The organism is Deltaproteobacteria bacterium (genome assembly GCA_035063765.1).
Lineage (GTDB): Bacteria > Myxococcota_A > UBA9160 > UBA9160 > PR03 > CAADGG01.
Map to the genome: position 1 here is coordinate 46,190 of JAPSFT010000017.1, position 18,075 is coordinate 64,264.

Here is an 18,075-nt window from a genome sequence, read left to right on the forward strand (position 1 = left end):
TCCTCCTCTAGAGCGGGCCGCCGGCCCCGGACGTCCGGGGCTCGCGCAGCAGGCGCCACAGGCGCTGCGGCGTCGCGGGAATCTCGGTTGCGCGCACGCCGAGCGGCGCCAGCGCGTCGTTGATCGCGCACAGCACGGCGGCGGGCGTGGTGTGGATCGCGCTCTCGCCGGCGCCCTTGGCCCCGAGCGGCGTGAAGGGCGAGGGCGTGACCAGGGCCGCCTTCACGGTCTCGGGCACGTCGTGGATGGCGGGCAGCAGGTAGTCCATCAGCGAGGTCACGAGCGGCTGGCCCGACTCGTCGTACACGTACTCCTCGAGCAGCGCCGCACCGATCCCCTGGGCGACACCGCCCTGGATCATCCCGTCGACGTTGGCGGGGTTCAGGCGGGTGCCGCAGTCGTCGACGATCCAGTACCCGCCGATCGTGACCAGCCCGGTCTCGCGGTCGATCTCGAGCTGGACGCAGTGGCAGGCGTTCGCGGCGGTGAGGTAGCTCTTGGCGCGGCCCTGCTCGTCGGCCGGGGTCCGGCCCGAGGCGGTCCAGGCGTAGGTGGCCTCGGGGCGCGGGTCGATCCCGGCCGGCAGCAGATCGGAGCGCGCGAGCATCGTCCCGGCCACCTGCGCGAGCGGCAGCTCGGCGCCAGCGACGCCCGGCACGAGGAGCCGCCCGTCGCGCAGCTCGACCTGTCCGGCGGGCACCCCGAGCAGGTGCGCTGCCACCCGGACGAGCTTCTCGCGCAGGCGGTCGGCGGCCCCGAGCACGGCGCCGGTCAGCGCCACGCCGAGCCGGCTCCCGCCCGGGCCGAAGTGGGGCGGCGCCGAGAGCGTGTCCTGCGGCACCACGCGCACGTCGCCGGGCTCGACGCCGAAGTAGTCGGCGAGCAGCTGCGCCGCCACCGTGTACTGGCCCTGGCCCTCGAGCGCGAAGCCCACCCGCACCACGATGCGCCCGAGCATGTCGATACCCACCGTGGCGCCCTCGGGCACGCCGGTGCCGGCCACGCCGACGATCGCGTAGGCGTTCCAGTCGAAGACCCCGGGCTCGATCGTGCTCACGAGGCCGATCCCGACGAGCCGGCCCTGGGCGCGCGCCTCCGCCTGCTCGCGGCGCAGCCGCGCGTAGTCCGAGAGCTCGAGCACCCGGTCGAGGGCCGCGACGTAGTCCCCGCTGTCGTACTCGTTGCCGCTCGCGATCGTGTAGGGGAAGCGGTCGCTCGGGATGTAGTTGCGGCGGCGCAGCTCGCCCGGGTCGATCCCGAGATCGCGCGCCGCCACGTCCAGCATCTGCTCGAGGACGAGGTTGTGGGGCGGCGGGCCGAGCCCCCGATAGGGGCTCGTCGGGAGCTTGTGCGTGACCACCAGCGTGAGCCGGTACTCCGCCACCGGGATCGCGTAGCAGCCGGTGAAGCTCGCGAGCGGCTTGGCGGCCGAGAGCGCGCCGAAGTTCTCGCCGGTGGCGCCGATGTCCTCCACGAGCTCGACGCGCAGGCCGGTCACGAGGCCGTCACTGCGGACGGCGATCGACGCGTCGTAGTGTCGGTCCCAGGCCTGGCCGCCCCCGGCGATCAGGTACTCCGTGCGGTCCTCGATCCACTTGACCGGCGCCCCGCCCGCCTTGCGGGAGAGCAGCGTCGCGATGTCGGTGCCGCGCGCGCCGCCCTTGCCCCCGAAGCTCCCGCCGTGCGGCTGCGCGACGATCCGCACCCGGTTCGAGGGCAGGCCGTGGACCAGCGAGCGGCCGAGCGCCATGTGCGACGGGCTCTGGAAGCTGCCGTGGCAGGTGAGGCTGCCCTCGACCGGGTCCCACTGGGCGACGACGCCGAAGGTCTCGAGCGGGTTCGCCCCGAGGCGATGCCAGCGGAAGCGCTCGCGGTACACCCGGTCGGCCCCCGCGAAGGCCGCCTCGACGTCGCCCCAGGTGAAGGTGCGCTGCAGCACGACGTTGCTGCCCTGCTCCGGGAAGAGCAGGGCGGCGCCGGGTTGCATCGCCTCGAAGGGGTCCACGGCGGCCGGCAGCGGCTCGTAGTCCACGACGATCCGCTCGAGCGCGTCCTCGGCGAGGGCGCGGCTCGTGGCCGCCACCGCCGCGACCGGCTCGCCCACGAAGCGCACCGTGCCGATCGCCAGGCAGGGCGCGCCCCAGCCCTCGGGCGCGCTCGGGCCGGGCTGGGTCCAGCGCCCGGCGTCCGTGCCGTCCACGACCGCGACCACGCCGGGCAGCTCGCGGGCCGCGCTCGCGTCGAGCGAGGCGATCCGGGCGTGCGGGTAGGGGCTGCGCAGGATCGCGCAGTGCAGCATGCCCGGGAACGAGAGGTCGTCCACGAAGCGCGCGCGGCCGCTGAGCAGCAGGGGATCCTCGACGCGCGGCACCGAGCGCCCGATGAAGCGGGGCTCGCTCGCGGGCAGGTCCTCGATCCGCTTCGGGATGTCGGCCGCCACCTCAGCCCCCCGCGGCCCCGGCCGCGCGCAGCTTCGCCGCCGCCAGCCGGACCGCCTCGAGGATCGCCTGGTAGCCGGTGCAGCGGCAGATCTGCCCGCCGAGGGCCTCGCGGATCGCCTCGTCGCTCGGCTCGGGGTCGTCGGCCAGGAGCTCGTGGATGGTGAGCAGCATGCCCGGCGTGCAGAAGCCGCACTGGAGGCCGCGCGCCTCCCGGAAGGCCTCCTGGATCGGGTGCAGCTCGCCGTCGCGCGCGAGCGCCTCGACGGTGGTGACCTGCGCCCCGTCGGCCTGCACGGCGAGCATCAGGCAGGAGCGCACGGCGCGGCCGTCGAGCAGCACGTTGCACGCGCCACAGACGCCGTGCTCGCAGCCGACGTGGGTGCCGGTGAGACCCAGCGTGTGGCGCAGGAAGTCGGCCAGCGTGGTGCGCGGCTCGACGCGCTCCTCGCGGGCGGAGCCGTTCACGACGACGCGGATCGCCACCGGCTCAGGCACGCGCCACCTCGCCCGCCCGCGCGGCCGCTTCGGCCAGCGCACGCGCCGCCACGACGCCCGCCAGGTGGCGCCGGTAGTCCGCGGAGGCGTGGACGTCCTCGAGCGGCTCCTCGATGGCCTCGGCCGCCGCGCGCGCGGCCCGCCCGAGGGCCTCGGCGTCGGGGCGCTGGCCCGCGAGCAGGCGCTCCGCGGCCTCGGCGCGCAGCGGCGTCGCGCGGACGCCGAACAAAACGAGCCGGGTCCGTTCCACGCTGCCGCGCGCGTCGAGCGCGAGCGTCGCCACGGCCCCGACCAGCGCGAAGTCGCCGTGCCGGCGCGCGATCTCCTGGATCGACCAGCCCGTGCGCGGCGCCAGCACGGGCCAGCGCGCCTCGACGAGCACCTCGGCCGGTCCGAGCGCGGTGGTGAGCGGGCCCAGGAAGAAGTCGCCCGCGGCGATCGAGCGCGCACCGGCGGGGCCGAGCGCACGCAGCTCGGCGTCGAGCAGCACTGCCAGCGCGGGGTACTCGGCGGCGGGGTCGGCCTGGGCCAGCGAGCCGCCCACGGTCCCGCGGGTGCGGATCGGCGGGTGGCCGATGAGCTGCGTCGCCGCGCGCAGGAGCGGCTGGCTCCGCGCCACGAGCTCCGAGCGCTCGAGCTCGCGTTTGGAGGTCATGGCTCCCACCACGAGCGTCTGCCCCTCCTCCCGGATCCCGACGAGACTTCCGATACGGCGCAGGTCCACGAGCAGCGCCGGCCGCGCGAGCCGCATGGCGAGCAGCGGCACGAGGCTCTGGCCTCCGGCCAGGAGCATCGCCTCGCCCTCTCCGCGCGCGAGCAGCGCCACCGCCTCTTCCACGGTGCCGGGTGCAGCATACTCGAAAGGGGGCGGCTTCATGGATCCCCGGAGCGCCACGAGGAACGGCCGATCCCAACCACGCGCGACTGCGGCACCATGACGGGGATCTCAGGAAGGGCGGCGCTCCGCGGGCGCCGCCGGGAGGGGCAGTATGTCGTGGAGCGAGTGGAAGCGCAACGAGGGGGAGGGGCTCGATTTCCGCGAGATCGTGTACGAGACGAAGCGCCACGACGAGCTCGGCGGCGGGGTCGCGCGCGTCACCCTCCACAAGCCCGACCGCTTCAACGCCATGACGCTCGAGACGGTCGAGGAGATGTTCCGCGCCTTCTATGACGCCAACCACGACGACACGATCGGGGTCATCGTGGTGGCGGGGGCGGGCAAGCACTTCGGGGTGGGCGGCGACGTGGAGTGGGAGAAGTGGGGCCTGCGCGCGGCCTTCTACCACCGCTACCCGCACAACCGCCTGATCCGCATCTCGCGCAAGCCGGTGATCGCGGCCGTGCACGGCTACTGCCTGGGCGGGCACAACCACATGGCCTACTGCTGCGACTTCACGATCGCGGCGGACGACGCGCGCTTCGGTCAGGCCGGCCCGCGCGTGTCGAGCCCGGCCGACGGGTTCTTCGTCCCGTACCTGACCAAGGTGGTCGGCGCCAAGAAGGCGCGCGAGATGTGGATGCTGTGCCGGCGCTACAGCGCCGAGCAGGCACTCGCGATGGGCCTCGTGAACGAGGTGGTGCCGCGCGCCGAGCTCGACGCGGCGGTGGACCGCTGGTGCGAAGAGCTGCTTGCCGTGAGCCCCGGCTGCCTCGAGATCCTGAAGGCCGCCTTCGACCAGGAGATGGACGGCTACGCGGAGCTCGGCGTGATCTCGAGCCAGCTCTACCCGAACTGGTTCGACCTGCCCGAAGGGCGCGAGGGCGGGGCGGCCTTCACGGAAAAGCGTCGCCCGCGCTTCTGGAGCCTGCGCGAACGCGAAGCGCGGCTGCGCCGCACCCTCGTCGAGGCATACGAGAAGGAATCGGAGCGCAAGTAGGCGCGCGTCAGCGCGCGGGCCCGGCCGGCGTGCGCGCCGGGCGTGGCGCCCCGGCCGGCGCGAGCGTCGCGGCGGCGCCCGAGGCGACGAGGCCGGCGATCTCCTGCGCGGGGAGGCCGAGCTCCGCGAGGACCTCCTCGGTGTGCTCGCCGAGCCCCGGCGGGTGGCGCCGCACGCTACCCGGCGTCTCGCGGAGCTTGATCGGGACGCCGGTCACGCGCACGGAGCCGAGCGCAGGGTGCGGCAGCTCGACGATCATGCCGTTGTGCAGCACCTGGGGGTCGGCGACGACCTCGGGCACCTCCTGGATCGGCGCGCTCGGCACGTCGGCCGCCACGAGCCGCTCGACGAGCGCCTCGCGCGGGAGCGCGGCGGTCCGCTCGGCGAGCCGCCGCTCGAGCTCCTCCTGGTTCGCCTGACGCGCCTCGACGTGCGCGAAGCGCGGGTCGTCGGCGAGCTCGAGGTCGAGGGCGGCGCACAGGCGGCGGAAGAACTTGTCCGAGGGACAGGTGATCACGACGCTCTTCCCGTCGGCGGTCGGGAAGACGCCCGAAGGGGCGAAGTACTGGCTGCGGTTGCCGGTCCTGGGCGGCGGCTCGCCGGCGTTGAGCAGGCTGCCGAGGTTGCTCGCGTGGGCGTGTACGGCCGCGTCGAGCAGCGAGACGTCGATGCGCTGGCCCCGCCCCGTGCGCTCGCGCACGAGCAGCGCCGCGAGGGCAGCGCTGCACACGTGCTGGGAGGTCATCACGTCGACGAGCGGGACGAGCACGCGCACGGGCGGGCGGCCGGGCTCGCCGTTCATGGCGAGCAGGCCCGAATAGCCCTGGGCGAGGAAGTCGATCCCGGGCCGCCCGGCATAGGGGCCGTCGGGGCCGAAGGCGGTGACACCGATCCAGATCAGGTCGGGCCGGTGCGCGCGGAGCTGCTCGTAGGCGAGGCCCAGGCCCGAGAGCGCGGGCTCGCGGACGTTCGTGATCGCGATGTCGGCGGTCGCCACGAGGCGCGCGAAGACGGCGCGGGCCGCCGCCTCGCGCAGGTCGAGCACGAGCGAGCGCTTGTTGCGGTTCAGGCTCAGGAAGGCGGTCCGCTCCCGGCCGCAGCGCGGGCCGAGGCGGCGGCTCTCGTCGCCGCCGGGGGGCTCCACCTTGACGACGTCGGCGCCGAGGTCGCCGAGCAGCGTGGCGCCGTAGGGCCCCGCGAGCATGGTCGCGAACTCGAGGACGCGGATGCCGGCGAGCGGCCCCGGAGCGGCTTCGTGGGACGGGCGGGCCACGCATGGACCTCAGGGAATGGCGCCCTGCGCCTTGAGCTCGCCGATCTCCTCCCAGCTGTAGCCGAGGGTGTCGGCGAGCAGGAGCTCGGTGTCCTGCCCGAGCTCGGGACCGAGCGATTCGACACGTCCCGGTGTCCGGCTGAGCCCGATCGGGAAGCCGCGGATCGCGACCTGGCGGTCGACCTCGTGGCAGTGGGTCTCGAGCAGGTAGTCGTTCTCCCAGGCCTGCGGGTCGCGCGCCGCGTCCGCGAGCGTGCCGATCGGGCTCGCCGCGATGCCGGCGCTCCGCCAGCGCTCCATCCACTCCGCCACGCTGCGTCCCGCCACGGTCGCGTCGAGGCGCGCGACGAGAGCACGGGCGTGGGTGCGCCGCCCGTCCGCGCCGGCGAAGCGCGGATCCGCGCCGAGGGCGTCGTCCCCGAGCGTCCGGCACAGCTTCGCGAAGGCCTCGTCCTGGTTCGGGACGCACAGGAAGAGCCAGCCGTCGCGCGCGCGATAGCGGTTCCAGGTCGGGTTCTCCGGCTCCTCGCGCGAGCGCTGCTGCGCGAACTCGCGGCGTCCCGTGGCGAGGTAGGCCTGGAGCGTCGGCGCGGTCAGGAAGAGCTGCGCGCCGTAGAGCGACGCGTCGAGCATCTGCCCCTGTCCGGTCCGGTTGCGGTGGTAGAGGGCGAGCAGGATCCCGAGCGCGGAGAGCAGCCCGCCGTAGGCGTCGCCCGAGCCCATGCCGAGGTAGATCGGCGGCTGGCCCGGCTCGCCGAGCCGCGCCATCAGCCCCGTCAGCGCCTGCACCGTCATGTCGAAGGACGGCCGGTCGACCTGGCCAAACGCGCCGTAGCCGGTGTTGGTGGCGTAGACGAGCTTCGGGTTGAGCGCCCGCAGCCGCTCGTAGCCGAGGTCCCAGCTCGCGAGCAGCTCCGGACCCAGGTTCGAGAGGAACACGTCGGAGCGTTCCACCAGCCGGTCGAGGACCGCGCGCCCGGCCGGCTTCTTCAGGTCGACGGCGAGGCTCTTCTTGTTGCGGTTGATGACGAGGAAGTACTGGTTCCAGTCGCCCACCGGCACGGCCTTGATGCTGCGCACGCCACGCGCCTGGTCGCCGCCCTGGGGCCGCTCGACCTTGATCACCTCGGCCCCGAAGTCGGCCAGGAACTGGGCCGCGACGGGGCCCTGGAACCAGACCGTGAGGTCGATCACCCGGATGCCGTCCAACGCTCCCACGAACCCGACTCCTCCCCTCGTCAGGCGACGACGCCGCGCTCCACGAGCTCCTGGATGCGTGCCTCGCCGAGCCCGAGCAGTCCGTGCAGGATCTCGGCCGAGTGCTGCCCCGCGCAGGGCGCGAAGCGATCGAGGCGCGCCGGCGTCTCGCTCATGAAGATCGGGAAGCCGAGCGTGCGGATCGTCCCGGCGCCCGGGCGCTCGAGCTCGAGCACGTAGCGGTTGCGGCGTGCCTGGGGATCCGTCGCGGGGTGCTCGAAGTCCTCGATCACGTCCGCGCTCAGCCGGGCCTCGACGAAGCGCGCCCGCCAGTGCTCCCCGTCGTGGCAGGCGAAACGCTCCTCGAGCACGCGGATCAGCTCGAGGCGGTACTCGCCGCAGCGCTTCTCGTGGCTGTCGAAGCGCGGGTCGTCGACGGCGAGGCCCATGACCCCGGCGAGCCCCGGCCACCAGCGGTCGGTGTCGGGCATCGTGAGGCACAGCCAGCGCCCGTCCTTCGCCGGGTAGAGGACGCCGCTCATCGGGTTCCCGGCGTCGGTGCGCGCCACCGGCTGGGTCAGCCGGTCGCCGCCCATCGCGAGGAAGGCCTGCAGGTCGAGGCTCGCCCCGTACAGGTTCCCCGAGTAGAGCGAGGCGTCGACCTCCTGGCCCTCGCCGGTCCGCTGGCGGTGGACGAGCGCCACGAGCGAGCCGAGGGCGAGCAGCGCTGCCGTGTAGAGTGGACCGGCGCCCGCGTAGACGGGCGGCTCGCCCGGCTGCGGCAGGATCGGCATCATGCCCGTGCGCGCCGCGGCGAGCTCGTCGAGCGGCGGGAGCTCGCGGTCGGGCCCCTTCGGCCCGAAGCCGCTGCCCCGGGTGTAGACCAGGTCCGCGCGCAGCCGCGTCGCACCCGCCGGGTCGAGCCCGAGCGCCTCGAGCCGGTCGGCGGGCCAGTCGGTGAAGAGCAGGTCGGCCTTCGCGACGAGCGCGTGCAGGAGCTCGCGCCCGCTCGGGTCGTCGAGATCGAGGGCCAGGCCCTGCTTGTTGCGCTGCACGAGATCGGCGTCGTAGTCGTAGCGCGCGTCGGGATGGAGCGCGCGCGGCGCGCGCGGCGCCACGCGGCCCCGGCCGAGATCCTCGACGCGGATCACGCGAGCGCCGAAGTCGGCGAGCAGCGCGGCCCCGAGCGAGCCCCAGTACTCCGTGGTGAGGTCGACCACCACCACGTCCGCGAGGGCTGCGCCCATCACGCCTTCCGGCGTGGGGCGGGCGCGGGGTCGCGGCGCCAGCTCCGGACCACCTCGAGCGTGCGATCCTCGAAGGCCTGCGCGTCCGGCAGCGGGCGGCCCAGCCAGTCGCGGTAGAAGCTGTCGAGGTCGGGCAGGAACTCGAAGTCCGGCGGACAGCCGCGCGGCACCGCCTCGACCTCGAGCTGGCTGCCGCAGCCCGGGCACACGTACTCGCGCACCTGGATCCAGGCGGGGTCGGGCGTCTCGCGGCCCCGGTAGACCTCGCGCAGGCTCGCCTCGTCCGCGCGCACGTGGATCAGCGCGGCGAGCTTCCAGTTCACGCGGTAGTCGCCGAACTCGTGCCCGCAGCGGCACTTGACGATGCGCGCGCCGTCCTTCGCGACGATGAAGAGCGCGGGCGTCAGCGGCAGCAGGATCCGCTCCGGCCACGGGACGCGGCTCTGCAGGATCTCCACGTACTTGTCGAAGCGGTCGGGGTCCTTGGGGCTGCGCATCATGTCCTGGACCGCGGGCCAGGGCAGCACGCCGTCCAGGAGCTTCTCGACGTCCGACTTGTGGAACTCGGCCACGGGGCCTCCTCGCTGGGAGCGGATCAGAACTCGAAGTCGGAGGGCAGGTCCCAGAAGGCGCGCAGCTCGGCGCCGTAGTCGGGCGAGAGCGCCATCGAGCTGCGCCACATCTGGAGGACCGCGGGGTCCATGTCCTGCCGGGCGGCCACCCGCTCGCGCTCCTGCTCCCACCACTGCCGGAAGGGGATCGCGCGCGCCCGGCGCTCGCTGCGGATCTGCTCGCGGCGGGCGCGGGTGGCGGCCTCGTCCACCTTCCACTCCACACCGTCCGGCTTCGCGACGACGCCGTAGACGTCCTCGGCCACCCATGGCCGGGTCCAGCCCCGGTCGAGATCCGCCGCGACCGCCGCCGGATCGCGCTCGAGGGGGTCGCCCATCGACTGGGCGCCGGCGACGGGGTGGATGATCAGGTCGCCCTCGACGAGCGGCTCGGGCGTCACGAAGGGCGCGATCACGCCCGTCTCGAGGCGGGTCGCCCGGATGTTCCGGGCGAGGTCCGGATCGTCCGGGTCGCCGCGCTCGTGCACGAGCGGCAGCCGTTCCGCGATCCGCTCGTTCAGGTTCGTCTCGTGCGCGAAGGCCGGCCGATCGGGGAACGCCGGGTAGGCGCCGAACATGCCGTGGTTCGCGATGGTCTTGCTGCGGATGCCGGCGCAGCCGCACTGGTACTCGATGCCGGGGGTGCCGTGGACCAGCCACACCGCCGTATGGCCGAGCCCGCCGCGGTGCTGGCCGTAGCCGGACGAGTCCGGCTCGATGTTGCGGCCGAGGAACAGGACCGGGTAGAAGAGCTCGGAGATCTCGGCGTTGCCGAAGTCGGCGTTGGCGGTGTAGATGCACCAGGCGCTGTTCTCGCCGTCCGCGAAGCCGCGCGCGGGCTGGCCGTTCGAGGCCTGCTCGAGGGTGAGCCCCGCCACGTACACGCCCTGCTGGTTGATCCCGGAGAACTCGGCGGTCATGGTCGTCGCCGCGCCCGCCGCCATCTCCTCGACGAAGCCCCGCGCGTGGTAGAGGCGCCCCATCACCTCGTAGAGACTGCTCACCCACAGCACGGCGGGTGCCCAGGCGACGCCCGAGGAGGCGCTGAAGTCCTTCGGGAAGGGATTCGCCCACGAGCCTTCGGGGGGCGTCTCCATCCGCCAGGCCGCGGTCGGGCCCGAGTTGAACATGTCGAAGCCGACCACGTGCGAGTAGCCGTTCAGGAGCCCGGACTTGAGCGCGACCGGGCTGATGTTCTCGCCGAAGGGGACGGTCCCGGAGGCGCCGCGCAGCGAGATGCGGATCGTCGCGTCGGGGCGCACCTCGAGCTCCATCGGCAGGTTGAACAGGCAGTCCACGTCCTGCTTCGGGAGCAGCACGCGCTTGCCCTTCATGGCCAGGTCCTTGAACTGCGACTTGCGCAGGCGGCCCGGCACCGCCTGGGTGCGGATCCGCGACACCGCGTAGCGGCGGCTGTCCTCCACGTACTCCCGGCTCGCCTCCAGGAAGAAGTCGAGGCCGTACTTCTCGATCACGCGGGTCAGCCGCTCGCGGACGATGAGGCAGCCCGCCAGCCGCCCGCGCGCGTCGCCCATCACCCAGTCCGGGGTGCGCGTGCGCGAACGCATGCGCATCTCGTACCAGGGGAAGTAGCGGTCCTTCTCGCCCACCTTCTCCATGGAGATGCACACGCCGTCGGAGTAGCAGTCCGGGTTCAGGAACCCGATCGAGCCCGGCGTCACGGATCCGACGTCGTTGGCGTGGCTCACGGCGCTGGCCCAGGCGACGAGGCGGTCCTGGTAGAAGATCGGCATCGCCATGTCGAAGTCGGGCGCGTGGATGCCGCCGTAGTGCGGGTCGTTGTTCTCGAAGATGTCGCCCTGGTGGAAGCCCGGGTACTCCTCGTAGCCGAGCTCGATGAAGTGGCGGATCATGTCCGAGATCAGCCCGGGGTGGGCCGTGATCCCGCGCGAGATGCAGATCGCCTCGCCGGTCGGCAGGTGGAGCGCCCAGAGCGCGTCGCCGCCCTCGGCCGCGATCGGCGACGAGGAGACCTTGCAGCCCGCCACCCACGCCGTGTTGCACACGCTCGAGAGGATCTGCCAGACCGCCTCGTAGGTGCCCGGGTCCGACTCCTTGCGGGCGAGCCGCTCCAGGCCGAAGAGGTGCCCGGTCCGGGCGAAGAGCTCGTCGTTGCGCCCGAGCTGTTCCTTCAGCGAAAGGATGCCATCGGTCGTCACGTCCCGGTCTTCCTCTCGAGCCAGTAGATGTCGTGCGCGTCGATGCGCAGGCGCCACTCGGCGGGAACGAACAGCGTGGTGTTGGAGGCCTCGACGACCGCCAGCCCCTCGATCCGGTTGCCCGGCACGAGCGCCTCCATGCGCCAGATGTCGGCGTCGGCCCAGCGACCGTGCTGGAAGACGGGCCGCGTGCCCGCGAAGGCCTCCGCCGCCGGCGCCGGCGCCGCGAGCTCGTGCTTGTGCAGGCGGGGCTTCACGGTGTCGACCCGGGCGATCACGCACACCTCGGTGATCTGGACCGTGCCCCGGTCCGGCTTCGCCGCCAGCGTGAACATCCGGGCATAGAGCTCCTCGAAGCGGTCGAGGAGCTTCTGCAGGTCCGCCGGCGTGTCGAGCGCGGGGGACGGCGCGGCGACCTCGACATCCTCGAGCTGGCCGTAGTAGCGCGCGTAGGCCACCTGCTGGAGCTCGATCTGGTCGCGCCGGAAGCCCTCGGCGAGCAGCTCCCGGAGCAGCTCCGCCTCGAGCTCCCGCCAGGCAGCCGCCACCGGGCGCACGATCCCGAGCCGGGTCGGGCCGTCACCGCCGGGCGGCAGTACGACCGACACGGTCTTGTGGCGGCGATGCGCGTAGTCCATGCAGGCGCCGCCCCAGGCCGAGAACGCCCCGGCGTGCGGCACCGTGATCACCGCCTTCCAGGGGTGGTCGCCGGCGTAGCCGAGCAGGTGCATCGGGCCGCCGCCGCCGTAGCCGAGCAGCACGTACTCGCGCAGGTCGTGGCCGACCATGAGGTTGCGCACCAGGTGCTCGCGCATCATCACGTTGAGCAGCTCGAGGCAGGTCTCGGCGGCCACGTGGACGTCGAGACCCAGGGGATCGGCGATCTTCTCCCGGAAGGCCTGGTAGGCGGCGTCCTTGTTCACGTGGAGCTTGCCGCCCAGGTAGTTGCGCTCGTTCAGGATGCCGAGCAGCAGGTTCGCGTCGTTGATCGTGGGGGTCGTGTTGCCCGCCTCGAGGAAGGCGGGGCCCGGGGTGCCGCCCGCGCTGTCGGGGCCGAGGCGGATCCGGCGCGTCTGGGGATCGAGCCGGATGTAGGTCCCGGTGCCCGCGCCGATCGAGGTGATGTCGAGCATGGGGACGTTCACGTACATGTCCTGGAAGCCGGGCTCGCGGTCGATCGGGAGCACGCCCGCGGTGATGGCGCCGGCGTCGAAGCTCGTCCCGCCCACGTCCGAGCAGACGATGTTCTCCTCGCCGATCACGGTGCCGAGGTAGCGCGCGCCCATGAGCCCGCCGACCGGCCCCGACATCGCGGCCTCGAAGAGGCGCGGGTAGCGGATGTTCGTGATGCCGCCGTAGCCGAGCACGGTCTTCAGGCTGCGCTCGTAGCCGATGCCCGCGAGCTTCTCCTCGATCCGGAACAGCTGCTTGCGGGCCGGGTCGGAGGCGTAGGCCTGGATGACCGTCGCGTTCGCGCGCGAGATCTCCCGCATCGTGGGCGCCACGCGGCTCGAGAGCTCGAGCGGCACCTCGCGGCCCGCTTCCGCCATCACCCGGCGCACGATCTCCGCGGCGCGGTCCTCGTGGGCGGCGTTGGTGAAGGACTGGAGGAAGACGATCGCGAGCGCCTCGCACTGCTCGTCGACGAGCAGCTCGCGCGCGCCCCGCTCCACCTCGTGCTCGTAGAGCGGGATCACGACCCGGCCGAACATGTCGATGCGCTCGGTCACCCCGCGCGCGAGCCGGCGCGGCACGAGCGGGATGCGCGGCCGGCGGTACTGCATGTGGGTGATCTCGGACCACTGCGCGCCGATGATCGTCTGGGCGCCGCGGCCCTGGGCGATGATGTCCTCGAAGCCGCGGGTCACCAGGAGGCCCGTGCGCAGGCCGTTCATGTTGATGACCGTGTTGAGCATCGAGGTGCCGGTGTAGATCGCGGTCTCGATCTGCCGGCCGAAGCCCGGCATCGCGAGCCCCATCTCCTCGAGGGCCTCCTCGAGGGACTCCATGTAGCCCTGGCTCTCGTCGTGGGGGGTCGTGGCCGCCTTGCCGATCACGGAGCGGCCGTGCTCGTCGACGACGATCACGTCGGTCATGGTGCCGCCGGCGTCGCAGGCGACGAGATAGCGGGACATCGGTGTGCGTCGCCTCCGGTCGTCGGGTGGGGCAGGGATCTTGGGAGCCGGCGCGGCTGGTTCCTATGATGCCGGTCATGGAGCCGTCCGCGCCACGGCCCGCCGCGCCGGACTCAGTCCGCCGGGTGGCCCCGCAGGCGGCGCCACCAGCGTCCGAGAGCGGAGCGGAGGGCGCGCCAGAGTAGCGGGAGGAGAGCCAGCGGCTCGTCCGCGGCCGGAAGGGGCGCCCGCTCGCCGGTCGCCGACACGCCCGCGCCGGAGACCTCGCAGTGCCGGCGCACGCGCTCGGCGAACTCGCGGAAGAGCTGCTCGCCGACGCCCTGGATCATGCCGCGGCCCATCTGCTGGATGCGCCCCGTGAGGTCGATGCGGGCGTCGGCCAGGACCTCGGTGCCGCCCTCGGGCAGGGCCACGAGCTGGCTCGTGAGCGCGCCGCGGGCCGTGCCGCCACCGGTCTCGCGCCCTTCGCCCTCGATGCGAACGCGGTGCTGCGCCTCGTCGACCTCCACGAAGCGGACGCGCCCCTGGTAGCGCGTGGTGATCGCGCCGAGCTTCACCTGGACCGCGCCGAGCACGGTGTGCTCGTCCACCTGCTGCTCGAGCTTCGCCCCGGGCAGGCAGGTCACGACCTGGGCCGGATCGAGGAGCAGGCGCCACACCGTCTCGACGGGGGCCGCCACCTGGAATCGCTGCTGGATCTCGATCGCCACGTCCGTTCCACTCCCCGCGCTCAGGGTCTCGCGTCGGCTCTCTGTAGCGCTTGTCGATAGTCCTCGCGCGTGTCGAGGTCGGCGGGCGGCTCGCCTTCGACCTCCACCTCGAGCAGCCACTCCGGGTGCGCGGCGAACAGCGCCCGCGCGCCCTCGTCGCCGCGCAGGCCGGCGAGCGCGGGCCACAGGCGGCGCGCCAGCACGACGGGATGGCCAGGCGTGCGCGCGCCCCCCGGCGCGCCGTAGACGGGCCGCGCCGCGGGGGCATGGCCGGCCCGGAAGGCCGCCAGCACGCGCTCGATCAGCCCGGCGCCGACCCCCGGCTGGTCGCCGAGGAGCACGACCGCCGCCGCCGCCCGCGGGTCGGCCGCGCGCAGGCCGGCGCGCAGCGAGGCCGCCTGCCCGCTCGTGCAGGCGGGGTCGTCGACCACGCGCACGACGCGCTCGTGCGGCAGCCGGAGGGCCGGCCCGATCTCGGCCGCACGCGGACCGAGCACGAGCACGATCTCGTCGAGCCGGGCGGCGGCCGCGGCGTCGAGCACGTGCTGGAGCAGCGGCCGGCCGTGCAGGGGCAGGAGCTGCTTCGCGCTGCCCATGCGCGCCGAGGCGCCGGCCGCCAGCACGACTGCGCTCGCGAACGCGTCGCCCCGGTGCTCAGCCGCCATGGATGGGTCCACTGCCGAGGCAGAGGGCGGCGCCCTCGTGCCCGTAGCGCACGGTCTGGATCTCCGCGAGGATCGCGAGTGCCACCTCGGCGGGCTCGCGGCCGCCGAGGTCGAGCCCGATCGGCGCGCGCAGGCGCTCCAGCTCGGTGTCGGAGAGACCCTGCTCGCGCAGGAGGTCGCGGCGCCGCGCGTCCGTGCGCCGGCTGCCGAGTGCACCGACGTAGCGCGCCCGCGAGCGCAGCGCGTGGACCAGCGCCGGCACGTCGAACTTCGGATCGTGGGTGAGCACGACCACGTATGCGCCCGCATCGAGGCGGGCGGCGGCGAGCGCCTCGCCGGGCCATTCGTGCACGAGCGCGGCCGCTTCCGGGAAGCGCTCGCGCGTCGCGAGCGCGGTCCGCGCGTCGATGATCGTCACCTGGAAGCCGAGCGCCGGCGCGATCCGCGACAGCGCCGCGGCGATCTGCGTGGCGCCGACCACGTAGAGGCGCTCGGGTGGCCCGACGGCCTCGAGGAAGAGCTCCGCGACGCCGTCCCGCCACGGCAGCTCGACGACCCGCGTCCCGCCCGCTGCGAGCTGGCCCTGCGCCGCCGCCCGCGCCGGCTCGTCGAGCGCCGCGTCGATCGAGCCCGTCCGTCCGCCCTCCGCATCCACCGCGAGCCGGCGGCCGCGCAGCGCCGCGGGCGACAGCGCGGTCGCGAGCGCGACGGGCCGCTCGGCCTCGACCGCCCGCACGAGGGCACGCCACGCCTCGTCCGCCGCGAAGGGCTCGATCAGGAGCTCGATCGAGCCGCCGCAGGACAGGCCGATCTCGAGCGCCGTCTCGTCGGCGATGCCATAGCGCGCGCGCGCCGGCGCCCCCTCCCCGAGCACCTCGAGGGCGCGCAGGAAGACGTCGCTCTCGACGCAGCCGGGGCCGACCGAGCCCGCCATGCGGCCGCCGCGCGTGCAGGCCAGACGCGCGCCCGGCCCGCTCGGCGCCGAGCCGTCGACGCGAACGAGCGTCGCGAGGGCCACCTCCTCGCCCTCGCTCTGCCAGCGCCCGATCTCGCGCAGGAGCTCGCGCACGGGCGCTCGGCTGGAGGGCATCGTCGCCTCGCGGGTCACGGGATCGGGCACTCGGGGTAGCATCGCGCGCCAGCGACGGCAAACTGGCGTCCCATGACGGCGACGCGCGAGATCTACTGGAACATCGAGGGCGGGGGCTGGATCTACCTGCTGGCCGCCCTCGCGGGCGTCGCGCTCGTGCTCGGGGTGCTGCGGCACGTGCAGCGGTGGCGGCTCGGCGCTCCGGCGGCGCGGTGGGATCGCCTGTGGGAGCGGCTGCGCGGCGTCGCGGTCGACGCCGTCGCGCAGCGGCGGCTGCGCGGGGTGCGCATCCCGGGCGGCGCGCACTTCACGCTCTCGGTGTCGTTCGTGCTGCTCTTCGTGGCGTCGCTCCTGATCGCCGTCCAGGAGTGGAGCGGCTGGCACCTGCTCGCGGGCCCGTTCTATCTCGGCTATTCGCTCGTGAGCGACAGCGCCGGCCTCGTGGGCCTCGTGGCGCTCGGCGTCTTCGCGTGGCGCCGCGCCGTCACGCGCCCGGCGCACCTGCCCACCCGCCGCGGCGACTGGCTCGCGCTCGGCTTCCTCTTCGTCCTCTACGTGCAGGGCTTCCTCATCGAGGGGGCCCGCATCGCGGTGACCGAGCTCGGCCAGCCGCTGGCGTACTGGTCGCCCGGGGGCTGGCTCGCGGCGCACGCGCTCGCGGGCCTGCATCCCGGGACGCTTCGCGCGCTGCACCGCGCGGGCTGGTGGCTGCACGCGGCGAGCGCCTTCGTGTTCCTCGGCTGGATCGGCCACTCCAAGCTCGACCACCTCGTCTACGGGCCGCTCAACGTCTTCCTGCGCAACCTCGGCTCGAGCGGCACGCTCGCCCATCCCGACATCGAGGCGACGCTCGAGCGCGATCCCGACGCGCTGGCGACGCTCGGGGTCGGCCGGGTGGACGGCTTCTCGTGGAAGGATCTGGCGGATCTCGACGCCTGCACCCAGTGCGGGCGCTGCGAGGCGGTGTGTCCGGCGAGCCTGTCGGGCAGCGTGTTGAGCCCGCGCAAGCTGATCCTCGACCTGAAGCAGCACCGCGACGCCGTGGGCCCCTCGCTGCTGGCCGCCCGCAGCCGCGGCGACGACGCCGGGGCGCTGGAGCTGCCCCCGCTCGTGGGCGACGGCGCACCCGGGGCCGCCGCGCCGGCGGTGCTCGACGCGGAGCTCTGGGACTGCCGCACCTGCGGCGCCTGCCAGCAGGCGTGCCCGGTCCACATCGAGCACGTGCCGAAGATCGTCGACATGCGCCGCCACCTCGTGATGACGGAGTCGCGGCTCGGGGACGAGGCCCAGCAGATGCTGCGCAGCCTCGAGGACCGCGGCCATCCCTGGCGTGGCAGCTCGCTCGACCGGGAAGCCTGGCTCCAGGGCCTCGACGTGAAGCTCCTGCGCCGTGGCGAGCGCGCCGAGTGGCTGCTCTGGGTGGGCTGCACGGGCGCGCTCGTCGACCGCAACGTGCAGGTGACGCGCGCCCTGGTCCGGGTGCTGCAGGCGGCCGGCGTCGACTTCACGGTGCTCGGATCGGAGGAGCGCTGCACCGGTGACCCCGCGCGCCGCGTCGGGGACGAACTCACCTTCCAGTCCTGCGTCCGGTCCAACCTCGAGGCCTTCGTGCGCCACGGCGTCGAGCGGGTGGTCGCGTCCTGCCCGCACTGCCTCCACGCGTTCCGCAACGAGTACCCGGCCTTCGGTGCCCGCTTCGAGGTGCGCCACCACACGGAGCTGATCGCGGAGCTGATCGCGCAGGGCCGGCTCCCGCTGCGCCGGCGGATCGGCAGCGTCGCCTTCCACGACCCGTGCTACCTCGGTCGACACAACGGCGTGTTCGACGCGCCGCGTGCCGTCCTCGACGCCGTCGCGGAGGAGGGGGCGCCGGTGGAGCTGGCGCGCAGCCGCGAGCGCTCGCTGTGCTGCGGCGCCGGCGGCGGGCACGCCTGGATGGCCAGTCCGGCGCCGCGCCGGCCGAGCCACCTGCGCTTCGCCGAGGTGCAGGCCTCGGGCGCGGAGACCCTGGCGCTCGGCTGCCCGTTCTGCCTGCAGATGCTCGAGGATGCGCGCAACACCCTCGATCCCGAGCGGCGCGTCCGCACCGCGGACCTGGCCGAGCTCGTGGCGGAGGCGCTCGAGGGATGAGCGGCGGGCTCCGCTCGAGGCCGC

The 18,075-nt window shown here is 73.9% G+C and carries 14 protein-coding genes; 2 read left to right on the top strand and 12 right to left on the bottom strand.

Annotated features, from left to right (window positions below):
* Positions 1 to 7 precede the first annotated feature (7 nt).
* Genes OZ948_13675 through OZ948_13685 form a run of 3 tightly spaced genes read right to left on the bottom strand, consistent with a single transcriptional unit; the run spans position 8 to position 3,813 of the window.
* Positions 8 to 2,440 (bottom strand): xanthine dehydrogenase family protein molybdopterin-binding subunit, encoded by a 2,433-nt coding sequence (locus OZ948_13675; GenBank protein MEB2345776.1) that lies wholly within the window; start codon positions 2,438 to 2,440, stop codon positions 8 to 10.
* A gap of 1 nt (position 2,441) precedes the next feature.
* On the bottom strand, positions 2,442 to 2,936 hold the full coding sequence (locus OZ948_13680; protein MEB2345777.1) for a (2Fe-2S)-binding protein: 495 nt from the start codon (positions 2,934 to 2,936) through the stop codon (positions 2,442 to 2,444).
* Complete coding sequence (locus OZ948_13685; protein MEB2345778.1) at positions 2,929 to 3,813, bottom strand: FAD binding domain-containing protein; 885 nt, start codon at positions 3,811 to 3,813, stop codon at positions 2,929 to 2,931. Before OZ948_13685 ends, OZ948_13680 begins: the two co-directional genes overlap by 8 nt.
* A 112-nt stretch (positions 3,814 to 3,925) precedes the next feature.
* Here OZ948_13685 and OZ948_13690 point away from each other — a divergent pair, with 112 nt between their 5' ends.
* The gene (locus tag OZ948_13690; protein MEB2345779.1) at positions 3,926 to 4,813 is read left to right on the top strand and encodes an enoyl-CoA hydratase-related protein; all 888 of its coding nucleotides are present in this window, start codon (positions 3,926 to 3,928) and stop codon (positions 4,811 to 4,813) included.
* A 7-nt stretch (positions 4,814 to 4,820) separates the two neighbouring features.
* Here the strand turns inward: OZ948_13690 and OZ948_13695 are convergent, their stop codons facing one another.
* From OZ948_13695 to OZ948_13735, 9 genes are all read right to left on the bottom strand, one after another.
* A complete protein-coding gene (locus OZ948_13695; GenBank protein MEB2345780.1) occupies positions 4,821 to 6,086 on the bottom strand; it encodes a CoA transferase in 1,266 nt (421 codons plus the stop codon).
* Between the two features lie 9 nt (positions 6,087 to 6,095).
* Positions 6,096 to 7,304: a CoA transferase gene (locus OZ948_13700; GenBank protein ID MEB2345781.1), complete on the bottom strand. Its 1,209-nt coding sequence runs from the start codon at positions 7,302 to 7,304 to the stop codon at positions 6,096 to 6,098.
* Between the two features lie 20 nt (positions 7,305 to 7,324).
* Positions 7,325 to 8,530, bottom strand: a complete 1,206-nt coding sequence (locus OZ948_13705) for a CoA transferase (protein ID MEB2345782.1) — start codon at positions 8,528 to 8,530, stop codon at positions 7,325 to 7,327.
* Positions 8,530 to 9,102 (bottom strand): acetone carboxylase subunit gamma, encoded by a 573-nt coding sequence (locus tag OZ948_13710; protein ID MEB2345783.1) that lies wholly within the window; start codon positions 9,100 to 9,102, stop codon positions 8,530 to 8,532. Before OZ948_13710 ends, OZ948_13705 begins: the two co-directional genes overlap by 1 nt.
* 23 nt (positions 9,103 to 9,125) lie before the next feature.
* Positions 9,126 to 11,321 (bottom strand): hydantoinase B/oxoprolinase family protein, encoded by a 2,196-nt coding sequence (locus tag OZ948_13715; GenBank protein MEB2345784.1) that lies wholly within the window; start codon positions 11,319 to 11,321, stop codon positions 9,126 to 9,128.
* Positions 11,318 to 13,456, bottom strand: coding sequence for a hydantoinase/oxoprolinase family protein (locus OZ948_13720; protein MEB2345785.1), 2,139 nt, complete (start codon positions 13,454 to 13,456; stop codon positions 11,318 to 11,320). The genes OZ948_13715 and OZ948_13720 overlap by 4 nt, the downstream gene beginning before the upstream one ends.
* Before the next feature lie 113 nt (positions 13,457 to 13,569).
* Positions 13,570 to 14,166: an SRPBCC family protein gene (locus OZ948_13725; protein MEB2345786.1), complete on the bottom strand. Its 597-nt coding sequence runs from the start codon at positions 14,164 to 14,166 to the stop codon at positions 13,570 to 13,572.
* Between the two features lie 20 nt (positions 14,167 to 14,186).
* The gene (locus tag OZ948_13730; GenBank protein ID MEB2345787.1) at positions 14,187 to 14,831 is read right to left on the bottom strand and encodes a nucleotidyltransferase family protein; all 645 of its coding nucleotides are present in this window, start codon (positions 14,829 to 14,831) and stop codon (positions 14,187 to 14,189) included.
* Positions 14,821 to 15,921 carry an XdhC family protein gene (locus tag OZ948_13735; protein ID MEB2345788.1) on the bottom strand — a complete coding sequence of 367 codons (1,101 nt, stop codon included), beginning with the start codon at positions 15,919 to 15,921 and terminating at the stop codon, positions 14,821 to 14,823. The genes OZ948_13730 and OZ948_13735 overlap by 11 nt, the downstream gene beginning before the upstream one ends.
* A gap of 72 nt (positions 15,922 to 15,993) precedes the next feature.
* Here OZ948_13735 and OZ948_13740 point away from each other — a divergent pair, with 72 nt between their 5' ends.
* Positions 15,994 to 18,051 carry a (Fe-S)-binding protein gene (locus OZ948_13740; GenBank protein ID MEB2345789.1) on the top strand — a complete coding sequence of 686 codons (2,058 nt, stop codon included), beginning with the start codon at positions 15,994 to 15,996 and terminating at the stop codon, positions 18,049 to 18,051.
* The last annotated feature ends 24 nt before the right edge of the window (positions 18,052 to 18,075 follow it).